This window comes from Streptomyces sp. NPDC050617, from assembly GCF_040654795.1.
GTDB lineage: Bacteria > Actinomycetota > Actinomycetes > Streptomycetales > Streptomycetaceae > Streptomyces.
Window position 1 is genome coordinate 43,571 of record NZ_JBFAIS010000018.1, and the last position, 20,684, is coordinate 64,254.

Consider the following 20,684-nt stretch of genomic DNA (forward strand, 5'->3'; position numbering starts at 1 on the left):
GCACCTTGGGTGGGGCCGCCGGTGGAACGGCGGCCCGCTTTTCAGATCTGCCTCGCCCGCGCGGTACGGGGCCTGAGAGATTCAAGGGAGGAACTTGCTCCTTCGGCGCCCAGCGCACGGAGCGTGACCGGGACTCTCCCGCGCGGACTACGAGCGGCCGATATGCAGTTTGCGGGCACATCATCGCATGGCACGGTCCGCTGTAAACCCCCGGACGTGCGGTCAATCGTTTTGATCCGCCCTTGAAGCGCATTACCTTTTCTTGACACTCTTCGGGTAGCCCGCAGTGACCGGACCGGGGAGGACGATCACCGTGCACGCGCAGCGTACGTATCCGAGGCCGGCGTTGCCCGGCCCCTCACCGCGGCTCAGGCCCCCGGCCGCGGTGGCGGACCTGCGGGGCACGGCCGCCGCGCACGACCTCAGATTTCCCGTCGGCGACCTGCTCGTCGTCTCCGGCCTGCCGGGCAGCGGCAAGTCCACCCTCATCCGGCGGGCGGTGCCGGGACTGGACGCCCGCGGCGGCATCGTCTGGCGCGTCGACTCGCAGGACGCCCGCGACCGCTGGGCGCACCGCGTCCCGGCGTACGTGCCGTACGGGCTCTACCGCCCGCTCGTCCGCCTCTCCCACTACACGGGACTGCGGCGCGCGCTCCGCTCCGGCTCCAGCGTGGTCGTGCACGACTGCGGCACGCTCGCCTGGGTCCGCCACTGGCTGGCGCGCGACGCGCGGCGACGGGGCGTCGCGCTGCGGCTGCTCCTCCTGGACGTGCCGGCGGCGGACGCCGTGGCCGGGCAGGCCCGGCGAGGGCGGCGGGTCTCCGCCTACGCCTTCGCGCGCCACCGCCGGGCGGTGGCGCGCCTCGTCTCGGCCCTGGAAGCCGGCCGCCTGCCCGCCGGCACGGCCTCGGCGGTCCTCCTGGACCGGCCCGCCGCGGACGCGTTACGCACGATCCGCTTCGGGCGGGCGGTGGAAGGGGTGGTGGAAGGCGTGGTGGAAGTCGTGGTGGAAGGGGTGCCGAGGCCGGGCGCCGGGGGCCTGTGACCGGCCGTCGGCATCGGCGGGGCGCCACGGCGCGGGTGTCGATCGCCCTTGGCCCCGGTGACCCGCCGCGACGGGTTACGGCGCCGGGTGCCCGTAAAAGACTGTCTGGTCGGTTCAGGCGTCGCGCACTACGACGGCAGGCCGGGGGTCTTCGGCGCCGCCGGGAGCTTCGGGAGGCCGGGGAGGTCCGGGGCGGGGAGGCCGCCGCCGAGGAGGGTGCTCGTCACGACGTTCACCGTGGCGGTCAGCGTGGTCTTGAGCGCCGTCGCGACCTCGGCCGGGCTGCCGTCCGTCGTGGCCTTCAGCAGCGCGTTGACCTTGGCCTGGAGGTCGGTCACGGCCTTCGTGACCAGCTCCGGCTTCGGAGCGGCCTGCGACGGCGCGCCCTGCTGACCGGCCTTCGGCGCGACCTTCGGCGCGGCGGGCGTCTCCGGCGCCTTGGCGTTCGTCGGGTCGACGGGCGGGGCGGACGCCTCCGGCGCCTTCGGAAGCTCTGATGTCTGTTGCTTCTGCGTCTTCTGCGTCTGCTGTGTCTTGGGTGTCTTGGGCGAGGCCGGGTCCACCGGCGTCTTCGGCACCTCGGGCGCGCTCGGCGCGACCGGCGCCTCCGGCGCCTTCGGAAGCGTTGATGCCGATGCCGTCGGCGCCTTCGCCGCCGCCGTGATCTTGGCGAGGGCCTCCTTCACCGCCTCCGCGTGCTTCGCCGCCTCCGGTGTCGGGAGTTTGCCGTCCGGCGACTTCAGCACCGCGTCGACGAGGTCCGTCACCGGCTGGAGCACCGAGCCCAGGCCGCCCAGCAGTCTCGTCTGGCCCGCCAGCGCGTCCGCCCCCGGGATCGGGGCCGCGGCCGTCGCCCCGGCCGCGTGCGTACTGTCGTCGTGCGCGGTCGCGAGGGCCGCTCCGGAGGCGCCGAACGCCAGCGCGCCGCATACGACGGACGAGACGACCGCGCCGGTCTTCCGGGACATCTTCCGGGGCATGCGCATAGGGGCTTCCCTTCGTGGTGCGTGCAAGGTGTCCGACCACCCTGCGGAGGGCCGGTACGGTCCGCAACTCGCCGACTACCCGCAGTGTGCCCCCGTCCAATTCCCATCGCCCCCGCCTGACCTGGGTGTTCGTCAAGAAATTCGGCGGTCTCCGAGGAACGTGGGGCATGCAGCCGTTAGGGTTCGGATGCGGCTTTGTCGAGACGGCGGTTGGACGGAATGAGCATCCCGGAGAGTTACGGACACACCCAGGCCCATGGCTGGCCCGCCAATGAACTCGAAGAGGTGCTGGCCGCCTCGCTCGGCGTGCCGGACGCCGGGGCGCGCATCGTCGAGGTGCTGGGCCGCAGCGTGCTGTGGATCCCGCTGCCCAACGGCGGCTCCCCGGAGAGCCGCGAGCTGGACCTGCCCACGCTGGAGATCGACGGCGGCGCGTACGTCCCCGTGTTCAGCTCCGAGCAGCAGTTCCGCAGGGTGACCGGCGACCGGATGTCCTGCACCGTCGCGCCCGCCGTCGAGTTCGCCCGCGGCCTGCCCCCGCAGCTCGGCATCGCGGTGAACCCCGACGGCGCCGTCGGGGTGCCGCTGCCGCCGCCCGCCGTCGCGGAGCTGTGCCGCGCCGGGCGCGGCCCGCTGGACGGCCCCGCCACCGGCGGCCGGGTGCGGCTCCACGAGCCCGACTGGCAGGACGAGCCCGTCGACTTCCTCGCCGCCGCCGGGCTGGAGTTCGCCGCCGTCGGCCGGGTGCGGACCGCCCGGCGCGCCCTGGCCCGCGTCGAGACCCAGCCCCCGGCGCTGTTCGTCGGCGTCGAACTCGACCTGCCCGACGACGAGGGCCGGGCCGCCGCCGTCGACGCCCTCGGGCGCGCGCTGCACGCGGTCCCCGTCGCCTGGCCCGTGCAGATGGTGTTCCTCGACGTCGCGCAGGACCCGGTGGGGGAGTGGCTGACCGAGCGCGTCCGGCCGTTCTACGACCGTGACCGGTGACGCCGTGACCGTGGCGGACGTGGCGGTTCCCCGACGGGGCCGGCGCATGACGACCGGCCGTGGATATGACACGAGCGCTGACCCGCGGCAGGGCGGTACGGACTCGTAAGCTGGTGGGATGACCGGCGGGGCGCACTGGCGCGCCCCGAAGCGGTGCCGATACGGCCGAGGGAAAGGGCGGACCCAGGTGAGCGCGGGCGCGGAGAGCGGCGTGGAGCAGATGCTGCGCCAAGTGGCGCCCGGCCGGTACGACGCCTACGAGGCGCTGCTGCACGCCCTCGCCGACGGCCAGGTGTGGATGCTGCTCTGGCACGGCCGGGCCGGCTCGCCCGACGCCCAGTACGGGAACATGGAGATCGACGGCCTCGGCTACGCGCCCTGCGTGACCTCCGCCCCCGAGCTCGCCGCCAGCGGCTGGAACCGCGCCCATGAGGTGGTCGGCGGCCGGGCCATCGCCGCCTCCCTCTTCCCCGACCGCTGGGGCCTGTGGCTCAATCCGCACGCGCCGGGCGGCGGCGTCGGCGTCCCCTGGCTCGACCTGCGGCGCGTCGCGGGCGGCCTGGAGCGGCTGCCCGCCGGTCCGCTGCGGCTGAGCGAGCCGGCCATCGAGATCGACCATTTCTATGGCCTACTGGGGCAGAACGCGCACCGTACGCCCGTGGTCCGGGCGCTGCGCCGGGCCTGGGTGCAGCCCGCGCTGGGCGCGCCCTATCTGGCTATCGGCCTCGATCTGTACGACACGTCCCAGCCGGCCGTCGATGCGGTGCGGCTGATGATGCAGCAGTCGGTGGGCGTGGTGCCGGAGGGGCTGCCGGTGTCGACGGTGTCGATGTCGGACGAGTACGACCCCGTCGCGATGTGGATGCGGGCCAACGCGCGGCCGTTCTTCGACCGCGACGCGTACGGCGCCGGAGCACCCGCGCCCACAGCCGGTTACGGCTACCCGCCGCCGCAGGGCCGCCAGGCCGGAGCGTACTGACACCAACTGGACAAACTGTCCTCCCAGTTACTGATCCGCTCACGGATCACAACTGTCCGTATAACGGAACCTCTCCCTACACATCACGGTTGCGCATCCATTGCCGGTCAGGTCTGGCGGGTGATCGCGAGCCCGATGAAGACTCCCCGAAACAAGCAGAGTCGGTCCTGTGTACGACCTGCCCCGCGTGAACTTCCCGCGCCTTCAGCACCATTCGCAGCACCAGATGTGAACCAAGCCGCGTCGGCGGCAGCGTGGGCCGGCTATTGCCGGTCGAGAGGGGTCCCCCAGACGATGACGGCACCAATGCACGACACGAGCGCGGCCGAGACCGCCGCCGTCGATGTCGCGGCCGGCGTCCCGGCGAAAGCCATCGAGGGCCGTTCCCCGTGGCGTATCGCCTGGGTGCGGCTCAAGCGCGACAAGCTGGCCCTGGCCGGCGGAATAGTCGTGCTGCTGCTCATCCTCGTCGCGGTGTTCGCGCCGCTGATCGTGGATCTGCTCGGACATCCGCCGAACAACTTCCACGAGGACCAGATCGACCCGCTCTTCGGCACCCCCAAGGGCTCCTGGGGCGGCATCAATTCGGACTTCATCTTCGGCGTCGAGCCCGTCAACGGCCGCGACGTCTTCAGCCGGGTGGTCTACGGCGCCCGCGTCTCGCTGCTCGTGGCGTTCTTCGCCGCCGTGGTCGCCGTCGTCGTCGGCACGGTCTTCGGCATCATCGCCGGCTACTTCGGCGGCTGGGTCGACGCCATCATCAGCCGCGTCATGGACATCCTGCTGGCCTTCCCGCAGCTGCTCTTCATCATCGCGCTGGTCTCCGTGGTGCCGAACTCCATCTGGGGATTCACCGGTTCGGGCGTGCGGATGGGCGTGCTGATCGTGGTGATCGGATTCTTCGGCTGGCCCTATGTGGGCCGGATCGTGCGAGGCCAGACCCTCTCGCTCAGAGAGCGCGAGTACGTGGAGGCGGCGCGCAGCCTGGGCGCCGGACGCTCGTACATCCTCTTCCGTGAGCTGCTGCCCAACCTGGTGGCGCCGATCACCGTGTACGCGACGCTGATGATCCCCACCAACGTGCTCACCGAGGCCGCCCTCAGCTTCCTCGGCGCGGGCGTCAAGCAGCCGACCGCCTCCTGGGGGCAGATGCTCTCCGCGGCCGTGAACACCTACGAGTCCGACCCCATGTTCATGATCATTCCTGGTCTGGCCATCTTCATCACCGTGCTGGCCTTCAACCTCTTCGGCGACGGCGTACGGGACGCGCTCGACCCGAAGGGCTCGCGCTGACCCTCGCGCGCCGCCGCCGGGCCGAGGCTCGCGGCCACGAAACCCCACAGCAGCACCCCGCAGCAGCACCCCGCAGTACGCACCAGAACCACCCGCAGCAGCACCCATGACGGCTCCGGCGAACCGCACGACTGGCCCTCCGCCAGGAGCTCACCCCCGAACCACCGGTCCGCTCCGGGCCGAGAATCTCACGGAGGTCGCGACAACGTGACAACTCATCGCATTCCGAGGCGCAGACTGGCCGCCGGATCGGCCTTCGTGGTCGCGGCGCTGGTCTCCACGACCGCCTGCGGCGGGGGCGGCGGCTCTGCCGACAGCTCCAAGGCGCCCGGCTTCAACGCGGCCGTCGGCAAGGTCGCCAGCACGTCCGCCAAGAAGGGCGGCGAGCTGAAGTTCATCGGCACGCAGGACGCCGACTCCTGGGACCCGCAGCGCGGCTACTACGGCTTCATGTGGGACTTCGCGCGCTACTACACGCGCACCCTGGTCACCCCCAAGCCCGCGCCGGGCGCGGCCAGTTCCGAGCTCGTCCCGGACATGGCCACCGACACCGGCCAGATCTCGGCCGACAAGAAGACCTACACCTTCAAGCTCCGCCCCGACCTGACCTGGGAGGACGGCAAGCCCGTCACCAGCCAGGACATCAAGTACGGCATCGAGCGCACCTGGGCCAAGGAGAAGATCACCGGCGGTCCCACCTGGGTCCAGCAGGTCCTCGACCCGGAACTGGACTACAAGGGCCCGTACAAGGACACCAGCAAGGACAAGCTGGGCCTGAAGCAGATCGAGACGCCGGACGCGAAGACCATCGTCTTCAAGCTGCCGCAGCCCAACGGCGACTTCCTCCAGATGCTGGCGCTGCCCGCCGCCGCCCCGGTCCGCCAGGACAAGGACACCGGCGAGAAGTACGGCCTCAAGCCGTTCTCCAACGGCCCGTACAAGTTCCAGTCGTACACCCCGAACAAGGGCGTCGAGCTGGTCCGCAACGACAAGTGGAAGCAGTCCTCCGACTCCGTCCGCAAGGCGCTGCCGGACAAGGTCTCGGTCAAGATCACCACCAACGCCGACGACATGGACAACAAGCTCATCTCCGGCGAGTACGACATCGACATCAACGCCACGGGCATGGGCTCGGCGGGCCGCCAGAAGGCGCTGCAGGCGCACAAGGCCAATGTCGACAACCCGCAGACCGGTTTTATCCGCTACGCGGCGTTCCCCAAGACGGTCAAGCCGTTCGACAACATCCACTGCCGCAAGGCGGTCATCTACGCGGCCGACCACACCTCGCTGCAGACCGCGCGCGGCGGCCCGATGGCCGGCGGCGACCTCGGCACCAGCATGCTGCCGCCGGCGGTCAAGGGCTACGACGCGAAGTTCGACCCGTACAACATCAAAGCGGGCAAGCCGGACCTGGCCAAGGCCAAGGACGAGCTGAAGCAGTGCGACCAGCCGAACGGCTTCGCCACCACGATCGCGGTGCGCAACAACAAGCCGCCGGAGGTCGCCACCGCCACGTCGCTCCAGGCGTCGCTGGCCAAGGTCGGCATCAAGGCCCAGATCGACGAGTACGACGGCGCCCAGTACGCGGGCATCATCGGCTCCCCCGCGAACGTCAAGCGCAAGAACTACGGCATCATCATCCAGGGCTGGGGCTCCGACTTCCCCAGCGGCCAGGGCTTCCTCCAGCCCATCTCCGACGGCAAGTTCATCCAGCCGACCGGTAACCAGAACTACCCCCTGCTGGACGACGCCGAGGTCAACAAGCTCTTCGACCAGGGCAACGCCGAGACCGACCCGAACAAGGCCGCCGAGTTCTACGGCAAGGCCAACGAGAAGGTCATGAACGACGCCTGGTACCTGCCGTTCACCTACGAGAAGAACGTCATCTGGCGCTCCTCGCGAGTGACCAACGTCTACACGGCGGACGCCTACAACGGCCGCTACGACTACGCCTCGCTGGGCGTTACCAAGTGATCGTCCGTCCGCTCCACCGGCACACCCGCCGCTAGGCCCGAAGGGCAGGTGAGGGCCGCGCGTGGTGGTCCGGGAACCCCTCCGACCGTCGGGAGGAGGGGCCCCGGGCCACCGCCGGCCGACCGCAGTGTTCGCTTATATCGTCCGGCGGCTGATCGCCGTCATCGTGATGTTGCTGGTGGTCATCCTGGTGACCTTCGGCATTTTCTTCGCGGTTCCGAAGCTCACCGGAACCGACCCCGCCACGCTCTTCGTGGGCAAGCAGGCGGACCCCGCGGCCATCGAGGGCATTCGGCAGAAGCTCGGTCTCAGCGACCCGATCTTCGTGCAGTTCTGGCACTTCGTCAGCGGCATCTTCGCGGGCCGCGACTACACCAGCGACGGTGACGTCGTGCACTGCGCCGCGCCCTGCTTCGGCTACTCCTTCCGCACCGAGCAGGCCATCTGGCCGGTGCTCCAGGACCGCCTGCCCGTCACCATGCAGCTCGCCGCCGGCGCCTGCGTGCTCTGGCTGCTGGGCGGCGTCGCCACCGGCATCCTCTCCGCGCTCAAGCGGGGCACCGCCGTGGACCGCTCGGCCATGACCGTCGCCCTCGCCGGCGTCTCGCTGCCCATCTACTTCACCGGCCTGGTGTCGCTGGCGATCTTCTCGTACGGGCTGGGCTGGGTGAAGGGCGACTACACGCCCCTCGCCGACGACCCGCTGACGTGGTTCCGCGAGATGATCCTGCCCTGGGTCACCCTGGCGTTCCTCTACGCCGCCATGTACGCCCGGCTCACCAGAGCCACCATGCTGGAAATCCTCGGCGAGGACTACATCCGCACCGCCCGCGCCAAGGGCCTGCGGGAACCCGTGGTCATCGGCAAGCACGCGCTCCGCTCCACGATGACGCCGATCCTCACCATCCTCGGCCTGGACCTCGGCGCCGTACTCGGCGGCGCGGTCCTCACCGAGACCACCTTCAACCTGCCCGGCCTCGGCCAGGCCGCGGTGAAGGCGATCAGCGACAAGGACCTGCCGCTGATCCTCGGCGTGACGCTCATCGCGGCCTCCGCCGTGGTCATCGCCAACCTCGTCGTGGACCTGCTGTACGCCGTGATCGACCCGCGAGTGAGGCTCACGTGAGCGACGACCTGACCAGGAGCGGCGCCGTCGGCGAGCCCGTACCCGCCTCCGCCGCCCCCAGCGCCTTCCTCGAAGTGCGCGACCTGCGCATCCACTTCCCGACCGAGGACGGCATCGTCAAGTCCGTCGACGGGCTCTCCTTCCAGCTGGAGCGGGGCAAGACCCTCGGCATCGTCGGCGAGTCCGGCTCCGGCAAGTCGGTGACCTCGCTGGGCATCATGGGCCTGCACACCGTCGGCCAGTACGGGCGCGGCAAGGCCCGGATCTCCGGCGAGCTGTGGCTCGACGGCAAGGAGCTGCTGACCGCCGACCCGGACGAGGTGCGGCGGCTGCGCGGCCGCGAGATGGCGATGATCTTCCAGGACCCGCTGTCCGCGATGCACCCCTACTACACCGTCGGCCAGCAGATCGTCGAGGCGTACCGGGTCCACAACGACGTCGACAAGAAGACCGCCCGCAAGCGCGCCGTCGAACTGCTCGACCGGGTCGGCATCCCGCAGCCCGACAAGCGGGTCGACGACTACCCGCACCAGTTCTCCGGCGGCATGCGGCAGCGCGCGATGATCGCGATGGCGCTCGTCAACAACCCCGAACTGCTCATCGCCGACGAGCCGACGACCGCCCTCGACGTCACCGTCCAGGCGCAGATCCTCGACCTCATCCGCGACCTCCAGAAGGAGTTCGGCTCCGCGGTCATCATCATCACCCACGACCTCGGCGTGGTCGCCGAGCTGGCCGACGACATCCTCGTGATGTACGGCGGCCGGTGCGTGGAGCGCGGCCCCGCCGAGAAGGTCTTCTACGAGCCGCAGCACCCCTACACCTGGGGGCTGCTCGGCTCGATGCCGCGCATCGACCGCGACCAGACCGAACGGCTGATCCCGGTGAAGGGCTCCCCGCCCAGCCTCATCAACGTGCCCTCCGGCTGCGCCTTCAACCCGCGCTGCCCGTACGCGGACGTCCCCAAGGACGGCATCACCCGCACCGAGCGGCCGGAGCTGCGGCAGGTCGCCGAGGGGCACCTCTCGGCCTGCCACATGTCGCAGGAAGAGCGGACGCGGATCTGGACCGAAGAGATTGCGCCCAAGCTGTGAAGGACGACGCCGTGCCGGAAAAAGAGCTGACGACCCCGAAGCCGAAGGCGGACCCCTCCGCGGAGCCGCTGCTCAAGGTCGAGGGCCTGGTCAAGCACTTCCCGATCACCAAGGGGCTGCTGCGCCGCCAGGTCGGCGCGGTGCAGGCCGTGGACGGGCTCACCTTCGACGTGCTGCCGGGCGAGACCCTGGGCGTGGTGGGCGAGTCGGGCTGCGGCAAGTCGACCATGGGCCGGCTGATCACCCGGCTGCTCGAACCCACCGGCGGCAAGATCGAGTTCGAGGGCAAGGACATCACGCACCTCGGCGTCGGCGCCATGCGCCCGATGCGCCGCGACGTGCAGATGATCTTCCAGGACCCGTACTCCTCGCTGAACCCGCGCCACACCGTCGGCACGATCGTCAGCGCGCCGTACAAGCTCCAGGGCATCACCCCGGAGGGCGGCGTCAAGCAGGCGGTCCAGGCGACGCTGGAGCGCGTCGGCCTCAACCCCGAGCACTACAACCGCTATCCGCACGAATTCTCCGGCGGCCAGCGCCAGCGCATCGGCATCGCCCGCGCGCTCGCGCTCAGCCCCAAGCTGGTCGTCGCCGACGAACCGGTCTCCGCCCTGGACGTCTCCATCCAGGCGCAGGTCGTCAACCTCCTGGACGACCTCCAGCAGGAGCTGGGCCTGACGTACGTGATCATCGCCCACGACCTCTCGGTGATCCGGCACGTCTCGGACCGGATCGCGGTCATGTACCTCGGCAAGATCGTGGAGCTGACCGACCGCAAGTCGCTGTACGAGTCGCCGATGCACCCCTACACGACCGCCCTGCTGTCCGCCGTGCCGGTGCCGGACCCGCGGCGGAAGTCGGCCAAGAGCGGGCGCATCCTCCTCAAGGGCGACGTGCCCTCGCCGATCAACCCGCCGTCCGGCTGCCGGTTCCGCACCCGGTGCTGGAAGGCCACGGACATCTGCGCCTCGGAGGAGCCGCCGCTGCTGGCGCTCAAGACGGGCCACCGGGTGGCCTGCCACCACCCGGAGAACGCCCCGGACCAGGCGCCGGGCAGCACCGGCAAGCTGGCCTCGGCGTCGGACGCGGTCTCTTCGACGACCTCGAAGGGTTCGGCGGCCTCGAAGGGCGCGGCGACCTCGAAGGGGTCGGCGGCCTCGAAGGGTTCGTCGACTCAGAAGGGCTCGGCGAGTCCGAAGGGTTCGTCGACTCCGAAGGAGGGGGAGTCGGAGTAGGCGGCGCCGAAGTAGCCGGCGGCGAAGGAGGGGGCGGGGCTTCAGCGGCCCTGCCCCTTCAACTGCCTTGTCATTCATGACAAGTTGGCAAAGCTGTGCGCATGGCGGTACGGGAGAGTGCAGAGTTCGGCGGGTCTGCTCCATTGGGCTCACGCGTTCGAAGGGACAGCTATGGCACTCTCCCGTTCGACCAGGCTCCTCGCCCTCGCCACCGCGGCGGCCTCCGCCTGGGTGATCTCAGCGGCCCCCGCCCCCTCGCCCGGCGCGCCGGGCGTCGGGGACCCGTACTTCCCGCAGCTCGGCAACGGCGGCTACGACGTCAGGCACTACGCCCTCGACGTCGCGTACAACCCCGACACGGACCGGCTCGACGGCCGTACGACCGTCACCGCGAGAGCGACCAAGAACCTCTCCTCCTTCGACCTCGACCTCCAGAAGCTGGAGGTCACGTCCGTCGAAGTGAACGGCAGACGGGCCGGCTTCAGCAGGTCCGGGGACGAAATTAAGATCACGCCCAAGAGCTATCTGCGCAAGGGCCGCACCTTCGACGTCACCGTCGTCTACGGCGGCGTGCCCGAACCGCTCAGCGGCCCCATCGTCTTTGGCTCCGACTACGGCTGGATGAAGACCAAGGACGGCGTCTTCGTCGCGTGTGAGCCGAACGCGGCCTCCACCTGGTTCCCGTCCAGCGACCACCCCTCCGACAAGGCCACGTTCGACATCCGGATCAAGGCGCCCAAGGGGCTGACCGGGGTCTCCAACGGGCGGCTGGTCTCGACGCGGGACGAGGGCTCCGACACCGTCAGCCACTGGCGCGAGAGCCGCCCGATGGCGACGTATTTGGCCACCGCCACGATCGGGAAGTTCGACGTCAAGACCGGGAAGACGCCCGGCGGCACGCCGATCTACGTGGCGATCGACCCCGTGCTCCAGAACTCCGGGCAGGTCGACGTCTACGGCCTGACCTCCGAGATCACCGACTACTGGTCCACGGTCTTCGGCCCGTACCCCTTCGAGGAGACCGGCGCGATCGTCGACGACATGCCGCAGGCGGGGTTCTCGCTGGAGACCCAGTCCAAGCCGATCTACTCGGCCGTCCGCAGCGAGGGCACCATCGCGCACGAGCTGGCGCACCAGTGGTTCGGCGACTCGGTGTCGGTCGAGCGGTGGAAGGACATCTGGCTCAACGAAGGGTTCGCCACGTACGCGTCGTGGCTGTGGAACGAGCACAAGGGCCGCACCTCCGCGCATGACGCGTTCATCGCCGCGTACAACCGCTACCCGGCCGGCGACAAGTTCTGGACGACCGTCGTCGCGGACCCGCAGCGCGACACGATGTTCGCCAGTGCGGTCTACCAGCGTGGCGCGATGGCGCTCCAGGCGCTGCGCGAGCGGATCGGGGACAGTGCGTTCTTCAAGCTGCTGCCCGCGTGGACGGAGGAGAACCGTTACGGCAACGCGGAGATCGACGACTTCGTGGACCTCGCGGAGGAGATCTCGGGCATGTCGCTGGACGGGCTCTTCGAGACGTGGATCTATCAGCCGAGCAAGCCTGGTTCGCCCAGCGCGCGGTAGGGGGTAGGCGGTAGGAGGTGCTGAGAGGCCGGGCCTCGCCGTGGGAAGGGGAGGCCCAGCCTGTGGGGGAGCTGTGGGGGTGGGGAGGCGTGCTGCTCAGGTCCGGCGCGGCCGGGGCAGGTGCAGCCCGAAGTACATCGCCCCCATGCGCAGCGCGAAGACCACCCCCGCCGAGGCCACCGCCGCGGGGGTGGCCGCCACCCCGGCCCGGTCGAGCAGGAGGTAGCACAGGGCCCCGGCCAGCGCGGCGGTCGCGTACACGTCCTCGCGCAGCAGCAGCGGCGGGAACTCGCCGCACAGCACGTCGCGGATGACCTCGCCGGCGACGCCGGTCAGCACGGACAGGATGAGGACCGCGACGGGGGTCGCGCCCGCGCCGATGGCGGCGCGGGCGCCGATCACGGTGACGACGGAGAGGCCGACGGCGTCCACGACCAGCAGCGTGCGCTGCGGCAGCGCGCGGAAGCGCAGGAACGCCATGGTGGCGGCGCCCACGCAGGCGATGATCGTGAGCAGCACCCAGTCGTGGGTCCAGTACAGCGGGTGCCGGTCGAGGATGAGGTCGCGGAGCGTACCGCCGGAGATCGCGGCGGCGAAGGCGAGGACGAGCCCGCCGAAGGGGTCCATGTTGGCCCGGTGAGCCGCCAGTACCCCGCTCGCGGCGAAAGCGGAGACACCCACCAGGTAGAGCACGTGAAGCATGGGCGTCATCATCGCAGGCGCGGGGGACAATCCGGACGCTCGTGATTCGACGCCGGTGATCCGACGCTCGTGATTCGACGCCGGTGATCCGACGCCCGTGATTCGACGCCCGTGATTCGACGACCGCGACCGGCGCCTTCCGGCCGCCGCAGCTGACCCTTACCTGCCGGTAACCTCTCGGTGTAGCGTGCATCGCATGGCACAGGCAACCATCGGTGACATCGGTGACATCGGCGACAGCGCGTCCCTCAGCGAATTCGATCGCGATTCGGCGCTCACGCCGCGCGGGGACGGCGTGTACGAGGCGAACCTCTCGCTCGGCTGGACGATCTTCGGAGCCGTCAACGGTGGCTTCCTGCTCGCCCTGCTCGGCCGCGCGCTCGGCGACGCGCTGCCGCACCCCGACCCGTACTCCATCACCGCGCACTACCTCTCGGCGTCCCGCCCCGGCCCCGCCGTCATCCGCACCGAGACCGTACGCACCGGCCGTACGCTCTCCGTCGGCCAGGCGTCCCTCTTCCAGTTCGACGAGGACGGCAACGAGGTCGAGCGGCTCCGCGCCCTCGCCACCCACGGCGACCTCGACACGCTCCCCGACGACGTCCGCACCTCGGCCAAGCCCCCGAACCTGCCCCCGTACGAGCGCTGCCTGAGCCGGCACGACGGCGAGGTGCCGGACACCACCGAGATCGCGGACCGCCTCGACATCCGGCTCGACCCCGCCACCTGCGGCTGGGCCGTCGGCTCGCCCAGCGGCCTCGGCGAGATGCGCGGCTGGTTCGGCCTGGCGGACGGGCGCGACGCCGACCCGCTGGCGCTGCTACTGGCGGTGGACGCCCTGCCGCCGACCGCCTTCGAGCTGGGCCTCAAGGGCTGGGTCCCCACCATCGAACTGACCGCCCACATACGCTGCCGCCCCGCCCCCGGCCCGCTGCGCGTCGCCCTGACCACCCGCAATCTCGCGGGCGGCTTCATGGAGGAGGACGTCGAGGTCTGGGACAGCGCGGACCGCCTGGTGGCCCAGGCCCGTCAGTTGGCGCGGCCGACGATGGGGTGAGGGGCTGACGGGTTCCAGGGGCTGACGGGGCCATGAGCCGAGGCTTGCAGGGCGCGGGCTTACGGGCGGCTGGAGCAACTGGTGTCGCTGGGGCCGCCGGGCTCGTTGAGGCGCGCCTGCCAGGCCGCCCGCGGCGCCGCTCGCGGGGGCGCTCGGCGGCCTGAGCCGATGCGCCCGGCACGCGCCCCCGCTCCGGCTCGTAGAATCGTCCCACCATGGCCTACCTCGACCACGCCGCCACCACCCCGATGCTCCCCGAGGCGGTGCGGGCGATGACCGCCCAGCTCGCCGTCACCGGCAACGCCTCCTCGCTGCACGCCGCCGGGCGGCGGGCGCGCCGCACCGTCGAGGAGTCCCGCGAATCCCTCGCCGCCTGCCTCGGCGCGCGCCCCAGCGAGGTGGTCTTCACCGCCGGCGGCACCGAATCCGACAACCTCGCCGTCAAGGGCCTGTACTGGGCCCGGCGCGCCGCCGACCCGGCCCGTACGCGCGTACTGGCCAGCCCCGTCGAGCACCACGCGGTGTTCGACGCCGTCGACTGGCTCGCCGAGCACGAGGGCGCGCGGGTGGAGTACCTGCCCGTCGACGCGTACGGGCGGGTCCACCCCGACGCGCTGCGCGCGGCCATCGAGCGCGACCCGGACGATGTGGCGCTGGCCACCGTCATGTGGGCCAACAACGAGATCGGCACGATCATGCCGGTGCGTGAACTGGCCGAGGTGGCAAGGGAGTTCGGTATTCCGCTGCACGCCGACGCCGTCCAGGCGTTCGGCCAGGTCGATGTCGACTTCGCGGCGTCCGGCCTGGCGGCCATGACGGTGAGCGGCCACAAGATCGGCGGCCCGTACGGGATCGGCGCGCTGCTCCTCGGCCGCCAGTACGCGCCCGTGCCGCTGCTGCACGGCGGCGGCCAGGAGCGCCATGTGCGCTCCGGCACCCTCGACACCCCGGCGATCACCGCCTTCGCGGTCGCCGCGCGGCACGCGGCCGAGAGCCGCGAGACCTTCGCCCGCGAGGTCGGCGCGCTCCGCGACGAGCTGATCGCGGCCGTACGCGCCGCCGTCCCCGACGCGATCCTCGGCGGCGACCCCGACCCGGCGGGCCGGCTCCCCGCCAACGCGCACTTCTCCTTCCCCGGCTGCGAGGGCGACTCCCTGCTCCTGCTCCTCGACGCCCAGGGCATCGAGTGCTCCACGGGCTCCGCCTGCACGGCCGGCGTCGCCCAGCCCAGCCACGTGGTGCTCGCCACCGGCACCGACCGCGAGCTGGCGCGCGGCACGCTGCGCTTCTCGCTCGGCCACACGTCCACGAAGGCGGACGTCGCGGCGGTGGCGGAGGCGATCGGCCCGGTGGTGGCGCGGGCCCGCTCGGCCGGCCTCTCGTAACGGCGGCCCCGGGGCGTGTGGCCGCCGGTGCCGGGGTTCTCGCGGCGCGGCCCGAGGGCGCGGGGCCCGTTACCCTGGACGGGCTATGACTGACTTCCCTGGTGCGCCCACTGGTCCCCGCGACGGCTCCCGGCTGCGCGTACTCGCCGCGATGTCCGGCGGCGTCGACTCCGCCGTCGCCGCCGCCCGAGCCGCCGAGGCCGGCCACGACGTGACCGGCGTCCATCTGGCGCTGTCCGCGAACCCGCAGTCCTTCCGCACCGGCGCGCGCGGCTGCTGCACCATCGAGGACTCGCGGGACGCGCGCCGCGCGGCGGACGTCATCGGCATCCCCTTCTACGTCTGGGACCTCGCCGAACGCTTCCGCGAGGACGTCGTCGAGGACTTCATCGCGGAGTACGAGGCCGGGCGGACGCCCAATCCGTGCCTGCGCTGCAACGAGAAGATCAAGTTCGCGGCGCTGCTGGACAAGGCCCTCGCCCTCGGCTTCGACGCGGTCTGCACCGGCCACTACGCCACGGTCGTACGGACCGAGTCCGGCGCGCGCGAACTGCACCGCGCCTCCGACATGGCCAAGGACCAGTCGTACGTGCTCGGCGTCCTGGACGAGAAGCAGCTCGCCCACGCCATGTTCCCGCTGGGCGACACCCTCACGACGAAGGACGAGATCCGCGCCGAGGCCGAGCGGCGCGGGCTCGCCGTCGCGAAGAAGCCCGACAGCCACGACATCTGCTTCATCGCCGACGGCGACACGCAGGGCTTCCTCGCCGGCCACCTCGGCACGGCCGAGGGCGACATCGTCGACGAGTCCGGCGCCAAGCTCGGCACCCACGAAGGCGCCTTCGGCTTCACCATCGGCCAGCGCAAGGGCCTGCGCATCGGCACCCCGGCCCCGGACGGCAAGCCGCGCTACGTCCTGGACATCTCGCCCGTGAACAACACGGTGACGGTCGGCCCCGCCGAATCCCTCGACGTCACGGCCCTCACCGCCATCAAGCCCCGCTGGTGCGGCACCCCGCCCACCGCCCCCGGCACCTACACCGCCCAGCTCCGCGCCCACGGCGGCGAGACCGAGGTCCACGCCGAGCCGCTGGACGGCGCCGAGCTGGCCGTCACCTTCACGGAACCGGTCCGCGGCGTGGCCCCCGGTCAGGCGATCGTGCTGTACGACGGGACGCGGGTGGTGGGGTCGGCGACGATCGCCACGACGGAGCGGGTTACAGCGGCGGTTTGAGGGCGTAGGGGCTTCAGCCCGAGCGCTGCTCGCCGCGCGGCTGGAGCAGATCCCACCGGTTCCCGTACAGGTCCCGGAAGACGGCCACCGTGCCGTACGGCTCGCGCCGGGGAGCCTCCTCGAAGACGACCCCGGCCGCCCGCATACGGTCGTGATCCCGCGCGAAGTCGTCCGTGTTGAGGAACATCCCGACCCGCCCGCCCGTCTGATCGCCCACCCGCGCCGCCTGGGCGGGCCCGGCGGCCCGAGCAAGCAGCACCGCCGTCCCCCGCGCTCCGGGCGGCGCGACCACCACCCAGCGTTTCCGCTCGTCGATGCGGGTGTCTTCGACGAGTTCGAAACCGAGGGCGCCGACGTAGAAGGCGATGGCCTCGTCGTAATCGCGCACGACGAGGGTCACCAGTCCGATATGAGTCACCCGGGGATGATGCCCTGGCCCGGCGACTTTGCGCTGGGAGGCTGTGGTTCCTACTCTCACGGAGTGGACATTCTCGACCGGCTCTCCGAGCTGCCGACCGAGAGCACGGCCGCCGCGGCGGCCTCTGCCGAAGCTCTCGAAACCATCGTCAACCGCGTCCGGGCGACAGGGATTCCGACGGCGCTGACCCAGGACGGCGAGGCTGTGGCGGCCGTGCTGTCCTGGGAGCTGTTCGAAGAACTGGAGGCCGCTGTCGCGGCGTTGCGCCGGGTCGAGCATCGGCGGGAGGGGTGCCGGTTCGGCCCGGTCGAGCCGCCGCCGGGGGCCGACTGCGGCTGCCGTACGACCGCGGAGCTGGAGGCGGGGGGCCGTACCTCTTAGCGGAGCGCCTCCTCAGCGGGTCGCCTCCCTGGCGGGGCGCTTCTTCAGCTGAGCGCCTCGGACGAGGCGACCAAGGCTCGGACGAGGCGCTCGTTCTCCGGGGCGGGCCCGTTCGGGAAGGGGAAGCGGCGGCGGGTGAAGCCGTAGGCCAGGCCGTGGCGCGGGTCGGCGAAGGCCTGCTGGCCACCCGCGCCGCTGTGGCCGAACGCGCCCTGCCCCAGCACCGGATACACCTCTGACGTGGCGTGGAACCCGACCGCGAACGCCTTCCGCTCGCGGTTGACCAGGTCGTAGCCGATCGAGTGGATCTGCGCGAAGGCGGCGGCGGTGTCCGGCTTCAGCAACGGCGCCCGGCCGTCGACCTGGCTGATCGCGGTCGCGTACATCCGGGCCAGGCCGCGCGCCGAGGCCACGCCGCCCAGGGACGCCGGGCCGAGGGCCCGTACCACGGGGAAGTTCGGCAGTTTCCACAGCTCCGGGTTGTCCGGGTGGTTCCGGTTGAAGGCGATGCCCGGCAGGCTGTGCGCGTCCGTCGCGCGCGCGGCCAGGGCGGCCAGCCGCTCGGGGGTCGCCACCGCCGGCCGCGCGCTCAGATAGCGGGACTCCTCGCCGGCCGCCAACCCGAGGTGGACATCCACCTCGTAGGCATCGCGGACCCGTTCGGCGAAGTGCTCCTGCACGCTCCGACCGGTGGCCCGTCGCACCACCTCGCCGCTCAGCGCCCCGATGACCAGCGCGTGGTAGCCGAACGCGCTGCCCGGCCGCCAGTACGGGCGCTGCGCGCCCAGCCGCTCGGCGACGATCCGGTCGTCGGCGAGCTCGTCGAGCGTGAACCCGGCGTCCGCGCCGACCAGACCGGCCCGGTGCGACAGCAGACCGCGGAGGAGGACGTCCCCCTTGCCCTCCACGGCAAACTCCGGCCAGTAGTGGCTGACCTTCTGGTCGAGGTCCAGCACGCCGTCCTGTACGAGCAGGGCCACGACCAGGTGCGCGGCGCCCTTGGTGGCCGAGTACGCGGCGAGCAGCGAATCGGGGGTGATCTCCGGGCCGGTCCACAGGTCCACGACGCGTTCGCCGTGCCGGTACGCCACGACCTGCGCGGCGTAGTCGCCGTCCTCCGCGGCCGAGGCCGCGGCGAACTCGGCCTGTACCGGCTCGAAGCCGTCGGCCACGGTGCCGTGTATCGCGTTGCTTTCGGTCATCGTTTCCTCCTCATGCAGGTCGCGGATGCCGTCGAGCGTAGTTCAGTTAATGACCAGTGGTTACAAATGGTGGTGTGGTGGTCGTCACCTCGTCTCGGCGCTCAATATGCGTGCTGGTCAGCGGCCTGCCAGGGGCCATAATCGGGGGTGAGCCCCCAGCGGAAGCGAGCGACGTGGACCCGACACTGCCCCGGCGGATGTACCTGCTCAGCCTCTACACGGAAGCCGGCGAGCCGGGCCTCGGCCGCTACCGCGGCCTGCTGATGCGCGCGGCGGCGCTGACCGAGCTGAGCATCGAGGGGCGGCTCGGGGACCGGGACGGGAGGGTCGTTGTACGGGACGCGTCCGCCGATGCCACGCCCTCCGGCACCACCTCCGCCGATGCCACACCCTCCGACGCCACGTCCTCCGACACCACCTCCTCCGAGGCCGGCACCGACGACGACGCCGCCACCACCGCCGATTCGTTCCTCGCCGAACCGCCGAGCGATCCGTTCCTCGCCGAAGCGCTGCGCGAGGTGGCCGCGGACAAGCCGCGCCACTGGATCGCGTTCCTGCTGCGCGACGCGCATACGGCGGAGGCAGCCGTACGGGAGCAGCTCGGCGACACCGGGGTGATCACGGTCCGCCAAGGCAGGGCGCTCGGCGTACTCCCCACCCGCAAGGTCACCGTCAACACCCCCGAAGAGGTGCGCGTGCTGCGGGAGAAGGCGCGGAACGCGGTCCTGCTCGGCCCCGATCCGGCGACGGTCCCGGTGGACGAGACGGCCATGGCCGTGCTCGCCGCCGAGGGCGAGATCGAGAGCGTGTTCACGCTGACGGAACGCTGGAAGCACAGGAAGGCGTTCGCCGCGCTCGGCGACCAGTTCGACGCGGTCGTACCGGGGCTGCGCCAGGCGCTCCGCGCGGCGGTCGCGTCGAGCAGATCGGCCGGGGGCGGCTGGAGCCGGTGACGCGCGGGGCGGCCATCTGCTGAACGCCGGGCCACGCCCCCGAGGGTGTCCGAACGTATAGTCGTGGCCATGGCTGATGCCGCAACGACTCGATCCACACAGCGCCCCGGCCGCCCCGCACGCCCCGGCCGTCCCGCGCAGATCAGCCGCGAACGCATCGTCGACGCCGCCTTCGCGGCCGGCAACCTCGACTCGCTGACCATGCGCGAACTCGCCACGCGCCTGGGCGTCACCCACGGCGCCCTCTACCGCTGGGTCAAGAACCGCGACCAGCTCTTCGACCTCATCAACGAGGTCATGGTCGAACGCGTCCTCCCCGCGGAGGGCCCGCAGGGCGACCAGTGGCGACCGTGGCTGGCACGTGTCGCCTGGGCCATGCACGACCAGTTCCTCGCCGTACCCGGCTACGCCACCCGCACTTCACGCCCCCACCGCCACTCCACCGCCTTCGACCGCCTTCGGCAAGAGGTCGTCACCGCCTTCACCGATGCCGGCGTCGCCCCCGAACTGGCCGAACAGAGCTGGTACATCTTCATCACCTCCCTGGTCAGCTGGTTGTCCGTCCAGGAAAACCCCCTGAACCTCGGCCACACCGCCCCTCGCTTCGAACTCTTCCTGGGCACCCTGCTGCGGGGGCTGCCTGCGCGGGAGCCGGGGGAGGAGCGGGGCTGAGGGCTCCGTGATCTGATCGCCGCGTGACCCTGTTCAAGGGCCGCAGGGGCCTATCGACCTCCCCCCCCGGCGAATTCGTTCGCATCTGGACGGCGGTGCCTGGGGCGGCCCTCGTGTGCGATCTTGGCCGGAAGTCTCCCCGGACCTCCGCGGCCCAGGTCACGCGATGATGCGGGCCCGTACCGGCGGGTGAGGAGGGTCCGTACCCCACGGGCAATGCCCCCTGGGTAGCCTGATTCCGGACGGCTGCTTGTAGCTCACATCGATCCGCGTATCGAGCGTATCGGGCGTATGACGTGTACGACGCGTGTGACGTGTACGAGGTATGTACGACGCGTGTGACGTGTACGAGGTAGGGGGCGGCGTCGTCCGGCAAGGGTTCGCGG

The 20,684-nt window shown here is 71.2% G+C and carries 19 protein-coding genes and 1 riboswitch; of the genes, 15 read left to right on the forward strand and 4 right to left on the reverse strand.

Going from position 1 to position 20,684, the window contains the following annotated elements; all coding sequences use genetic code 11:
* Positions 1 to 51 precede the first annotated feature (51 nt).
* Positions 52 to 151: riboswitch (glycine riboswitch) on the reverse strand.
* Positions 152 to 385: 234 nt separating this feature from the next.
* Positions 386 to 1,045 (forward strand): AAA family ATPase, encoded by a 660-nt coding sequence (locus AB0I49_RS23375; protein ID WP_363228977.1) that lies wholly within the window; start codon positions 386 to 388, stop codon positions 1,043 to 1,045.
* 128 nt (positions 1,046 to 1,173) lie between these two features.
* On the opposite strand, the gene AB0I49_RS23380 is transcribed toward AB0I49_RS23375, so the two are convergent.
* Positions 1,174 to 2,031, reverse strand: coding sequence for a hypothetical protein (locus AB0I49_RS23380; RefSeq protein WP_363228978.1), 858 nt, complete (start codon positions 2,029 to 2,031; stop codon positions 1,174 to 1,176).
* Between the two features lie 219 nt (positions 2,032 to 2,250).
* Here AB0I49_RS23380 and AB0I49_RS23385 point away from each other — a divergent pair, with 219 nt between their 5' ends.
* The 8 genes from AB0I49_RS23385 (at position 2,251) to AB0I49_RS23420 (ending at position 12,294) form a co-directional block, all read left to right on the forward strand.
* Entirely contained in the window at positions 2,251 to 3,018 is a 768-nt protein-coding gene (locus AB0I49_RS23385) for an enhanced serine sensitivity protein SseB (RefSeq protein WP_363228979.1), read from the forward strand.
* A 220-nt stretch (positions 3,019 to 3,238) separates the two neighbouring features.
* Positions 3,239 to 3,997 carry an enhanced serine sensitivity protein SseB C-terminal domain-containing protein gene (locus tag AB0I49_RS23390; protein ID WP_363229089.1) on the forward strand — a complete coding sequence of 253 codons (759 nt, stop codon included), beginning with the start codon at positions 3,239 to 3,241 and terminating at the stop codon, positions 3,995 to 3,997.
* A 294-nt stretch (positions 3,998 to 4,291) separates the two neighbouring features.
* Entirely contained in the window at positions 4,292 to 5,290 is a 999-nt protein-coding gene (locus AB0I49_RS23395; protein WP_363228980.1) for an ABC transporter permease, read from the forward strand.
* 207 nt (positions 5,291 to 5,497) lie between these two features.
* On the forward strand, positions 5,498 to 7,264 hold the full coding sequence (locus AB0I49_RS23400) for an ABC transporter substrate-binding protein (protein ID WP_363228981.1): 1,767 nt from the start codon (positions 5,498 to 5,500) through the stop codon (positions 7,262 to 7,264).
* 127 nt (positions 7,265 to 7,391) lie between these two features.
* Positions 7,392 to 8,390 (forward strand): ABC transporter permease, encoded by a 999-nt coding sequence (locus AB0I49_RS23405; RefSeq protein WP_363228982.1) that lies wholly within the window; start codon positions 7,392 to 7,394, stop codon positions 8,388 to 8,390.
* Complete coding sequence (locus tag AB0I49_RS23410) at positions 8,387 to 9,484, forward strand: ABC transporter ATP-binding protein (protein ID WP_363228983.1); 1,098 nt, start codon at positions 8,387 to 8,389, stop codon at positions 9,482 to 9,484. The genes AB0I49_RS23405 and AB0I49_RS23410 overlap by 4 nt, the downstream gene beginning before the upstream one ends.
* An 11-nt stretch (positions 9,485 to 9,495) precedes the next feature.
* On the forward strand, positions 9,496 to 10,719 hold the full coding sequence (locus tag AB0I49_RS23415) for a dipeptide ABC transporter ATP-binding protein (RefSeq protein ID WP_363228984.1): 1,224 nt from the start codon (positions 9,496 to 9,498) through the stop codon (positions 10,717 to 10,719).
* A 171-nt stretch (positions 10,720 to 10,890) separates the two neighbouring features.
* Complete coding sequence (locus AB0I49_RS23420; protein ID WP_363228985.1) at positions 10,891 to 12,294, forward strand: M1 family metallopeptidase; 1,404 nt, start codon at positions 10,891 to 10,893, stop codon at positions 12,292 to 12,294.
* Positions 12,295 to 12,390: 96 nt separating this feature from the next.
* Here the strand turns inward: AB0I49_RS23420 and AB0I49_RS23425 are convergent, their stop codons facing one another.
* A complete protein-coding gene (locus tag AB0I49_RS23425; protein WP_363228986.1) occupies positions 12,391 to 12,996 on the reverse strand; it encodes a trimeric intracellular cation channel family protein in 606 nt (201 codons plus the stop codon).
* Between the two features lie 196 nt (positions 12,997 to 13,192).
* On the opposite strand from AB0I49_RS23425, the gene AB0I49_RS23430 reads away from it, so the two are divergent.
* From AB0I49_RS23430 to mnmA, 3 genes are all read left to right on the forward strand, one after another.
* Positions 13,193 to 14,053 (forward strand): thioesterase family protein, encoded by an 861-nt coding sequence (locus tag AB0I49_RS23430; RefSeq protein WP_363228987.1) that lies wholly within the window; start codon positions 13,193 to 13,195, stop codon positions 14,051 to 14,053.
* A 215-nt stretch (positions 14,054 to 14,268) separates the two neighbouring features.
* Positions 14,269 to 15,438 (forward strand): cysteine desulfurase family protein, encoded by a 1,170-nt coding sequence (locus tag AB0I49_RS23435; RefSeq protein ID WP_363228988.1) that lies wholly within the window; start codon positions 14,269 to 14,271, stop codon positions 15,436 to 15,438.
* A gap of 85 nt (positions 15,439 to 15,523) precedes the next feature.
* Positions 15,524 to 16,672 carry a tRNA 2-thiouridine(34) synthase MnmA gene (gene mnmA, locus AB0I49_RS23440; protein ID WP_363228989.1) on the forward strand — a complete coding sequence of 383 codons (1,149 nt, stop codon included), beginning with the start codon at positions 15,524 to 15,526 and terminating at the stop codon, positions 16,670 to 16,672.
* A 13-nt stretch (positions 16,673 to 16,685) separates the two neighbouring features.
* Here the strand turns inward: mnmA and AB0I49_RS23445 are convergent, their stop codons facing one another.
* On the reverse strand, positions 16,686 to 17,090 hold the full coding sequence (locus tag AB0I49_RS23445) for a VOC family protein (protein WP_363228990.1): 405 nt from the start codon (positions 17,088 to 17,090) through the stop codon (positions 16,686 to 16,688).
* 63 nt (positions 17,091 to 17,153) lie between these two features.
* Between AB0I49_RS23445 and AB0I49_RS23450 the strand changes: the two genes are divergently transcribed.
* Positions 17,154 to 17,471, forward strand: a complete 318-nt coding sequence (locus tag AB0I49_RS23450) for a hypothetical protein (protein ID WP_363228991.1) — start codon at positions 17,154 to 17,156, stop codon at positions 17,469 to 17,471.
* A 44-nt stretch (positions 17,472 to 17,515) separates the two neighbouring features.
* Here the strand turns inward: AB0I49_RS23450 and AB0I49_RS23455 are convergent, their stop codons facing one another.
* The gene (locus AB0I49_RS23455) at positions 17,516 to 18,673 is read right to left on the reverse strand and encodes a serine hydrolase domain-containing protein (protein WP_363228992.1); all 1,158 of its coding nucleotides are present in this window, start codon (positions 18,671 to 18,673) and stop codon (positions 17,516 to 17,518) included.
* Positions 18,674 to 18,846: 173 nt separating this feature from the next.
* Between AB0I49_RS23455 and AB0I49_RS23460 the strand changes: the two genes are divergently transcribed.
* Together AB0I49_RS23460 and AB0I49_RS23465 are read left to right on the forward strand one after the other, a co-directional pair.
* Complete coding sequence (locus AB0I49_RS23460) at positions 18,847 to 19,626, forward strand: GPP34 family phosphoprotein (RefSeq protein WP_363228993.1); 780 nt, start codon at positions 18,847 to 18,849, stop codon at positions 19,624 to 19,626.
* Positions 19,627 to 19,695: 69 nt separating this feature from the next.
* On the forward strand, positions 19,696 to 20,298 hold the full coding sequence (locus AB0I49_RS23465; RefSeq protein ID WP_363228994.1) for a TetR family transcriptional regulator: 603 nt from the start codon (positions 19,696 to 19,698) through the stop codon (positions 20,296 to 20,298).
* Positions 20,299 to 20,684: the final 386 nt, after the last annotated feature.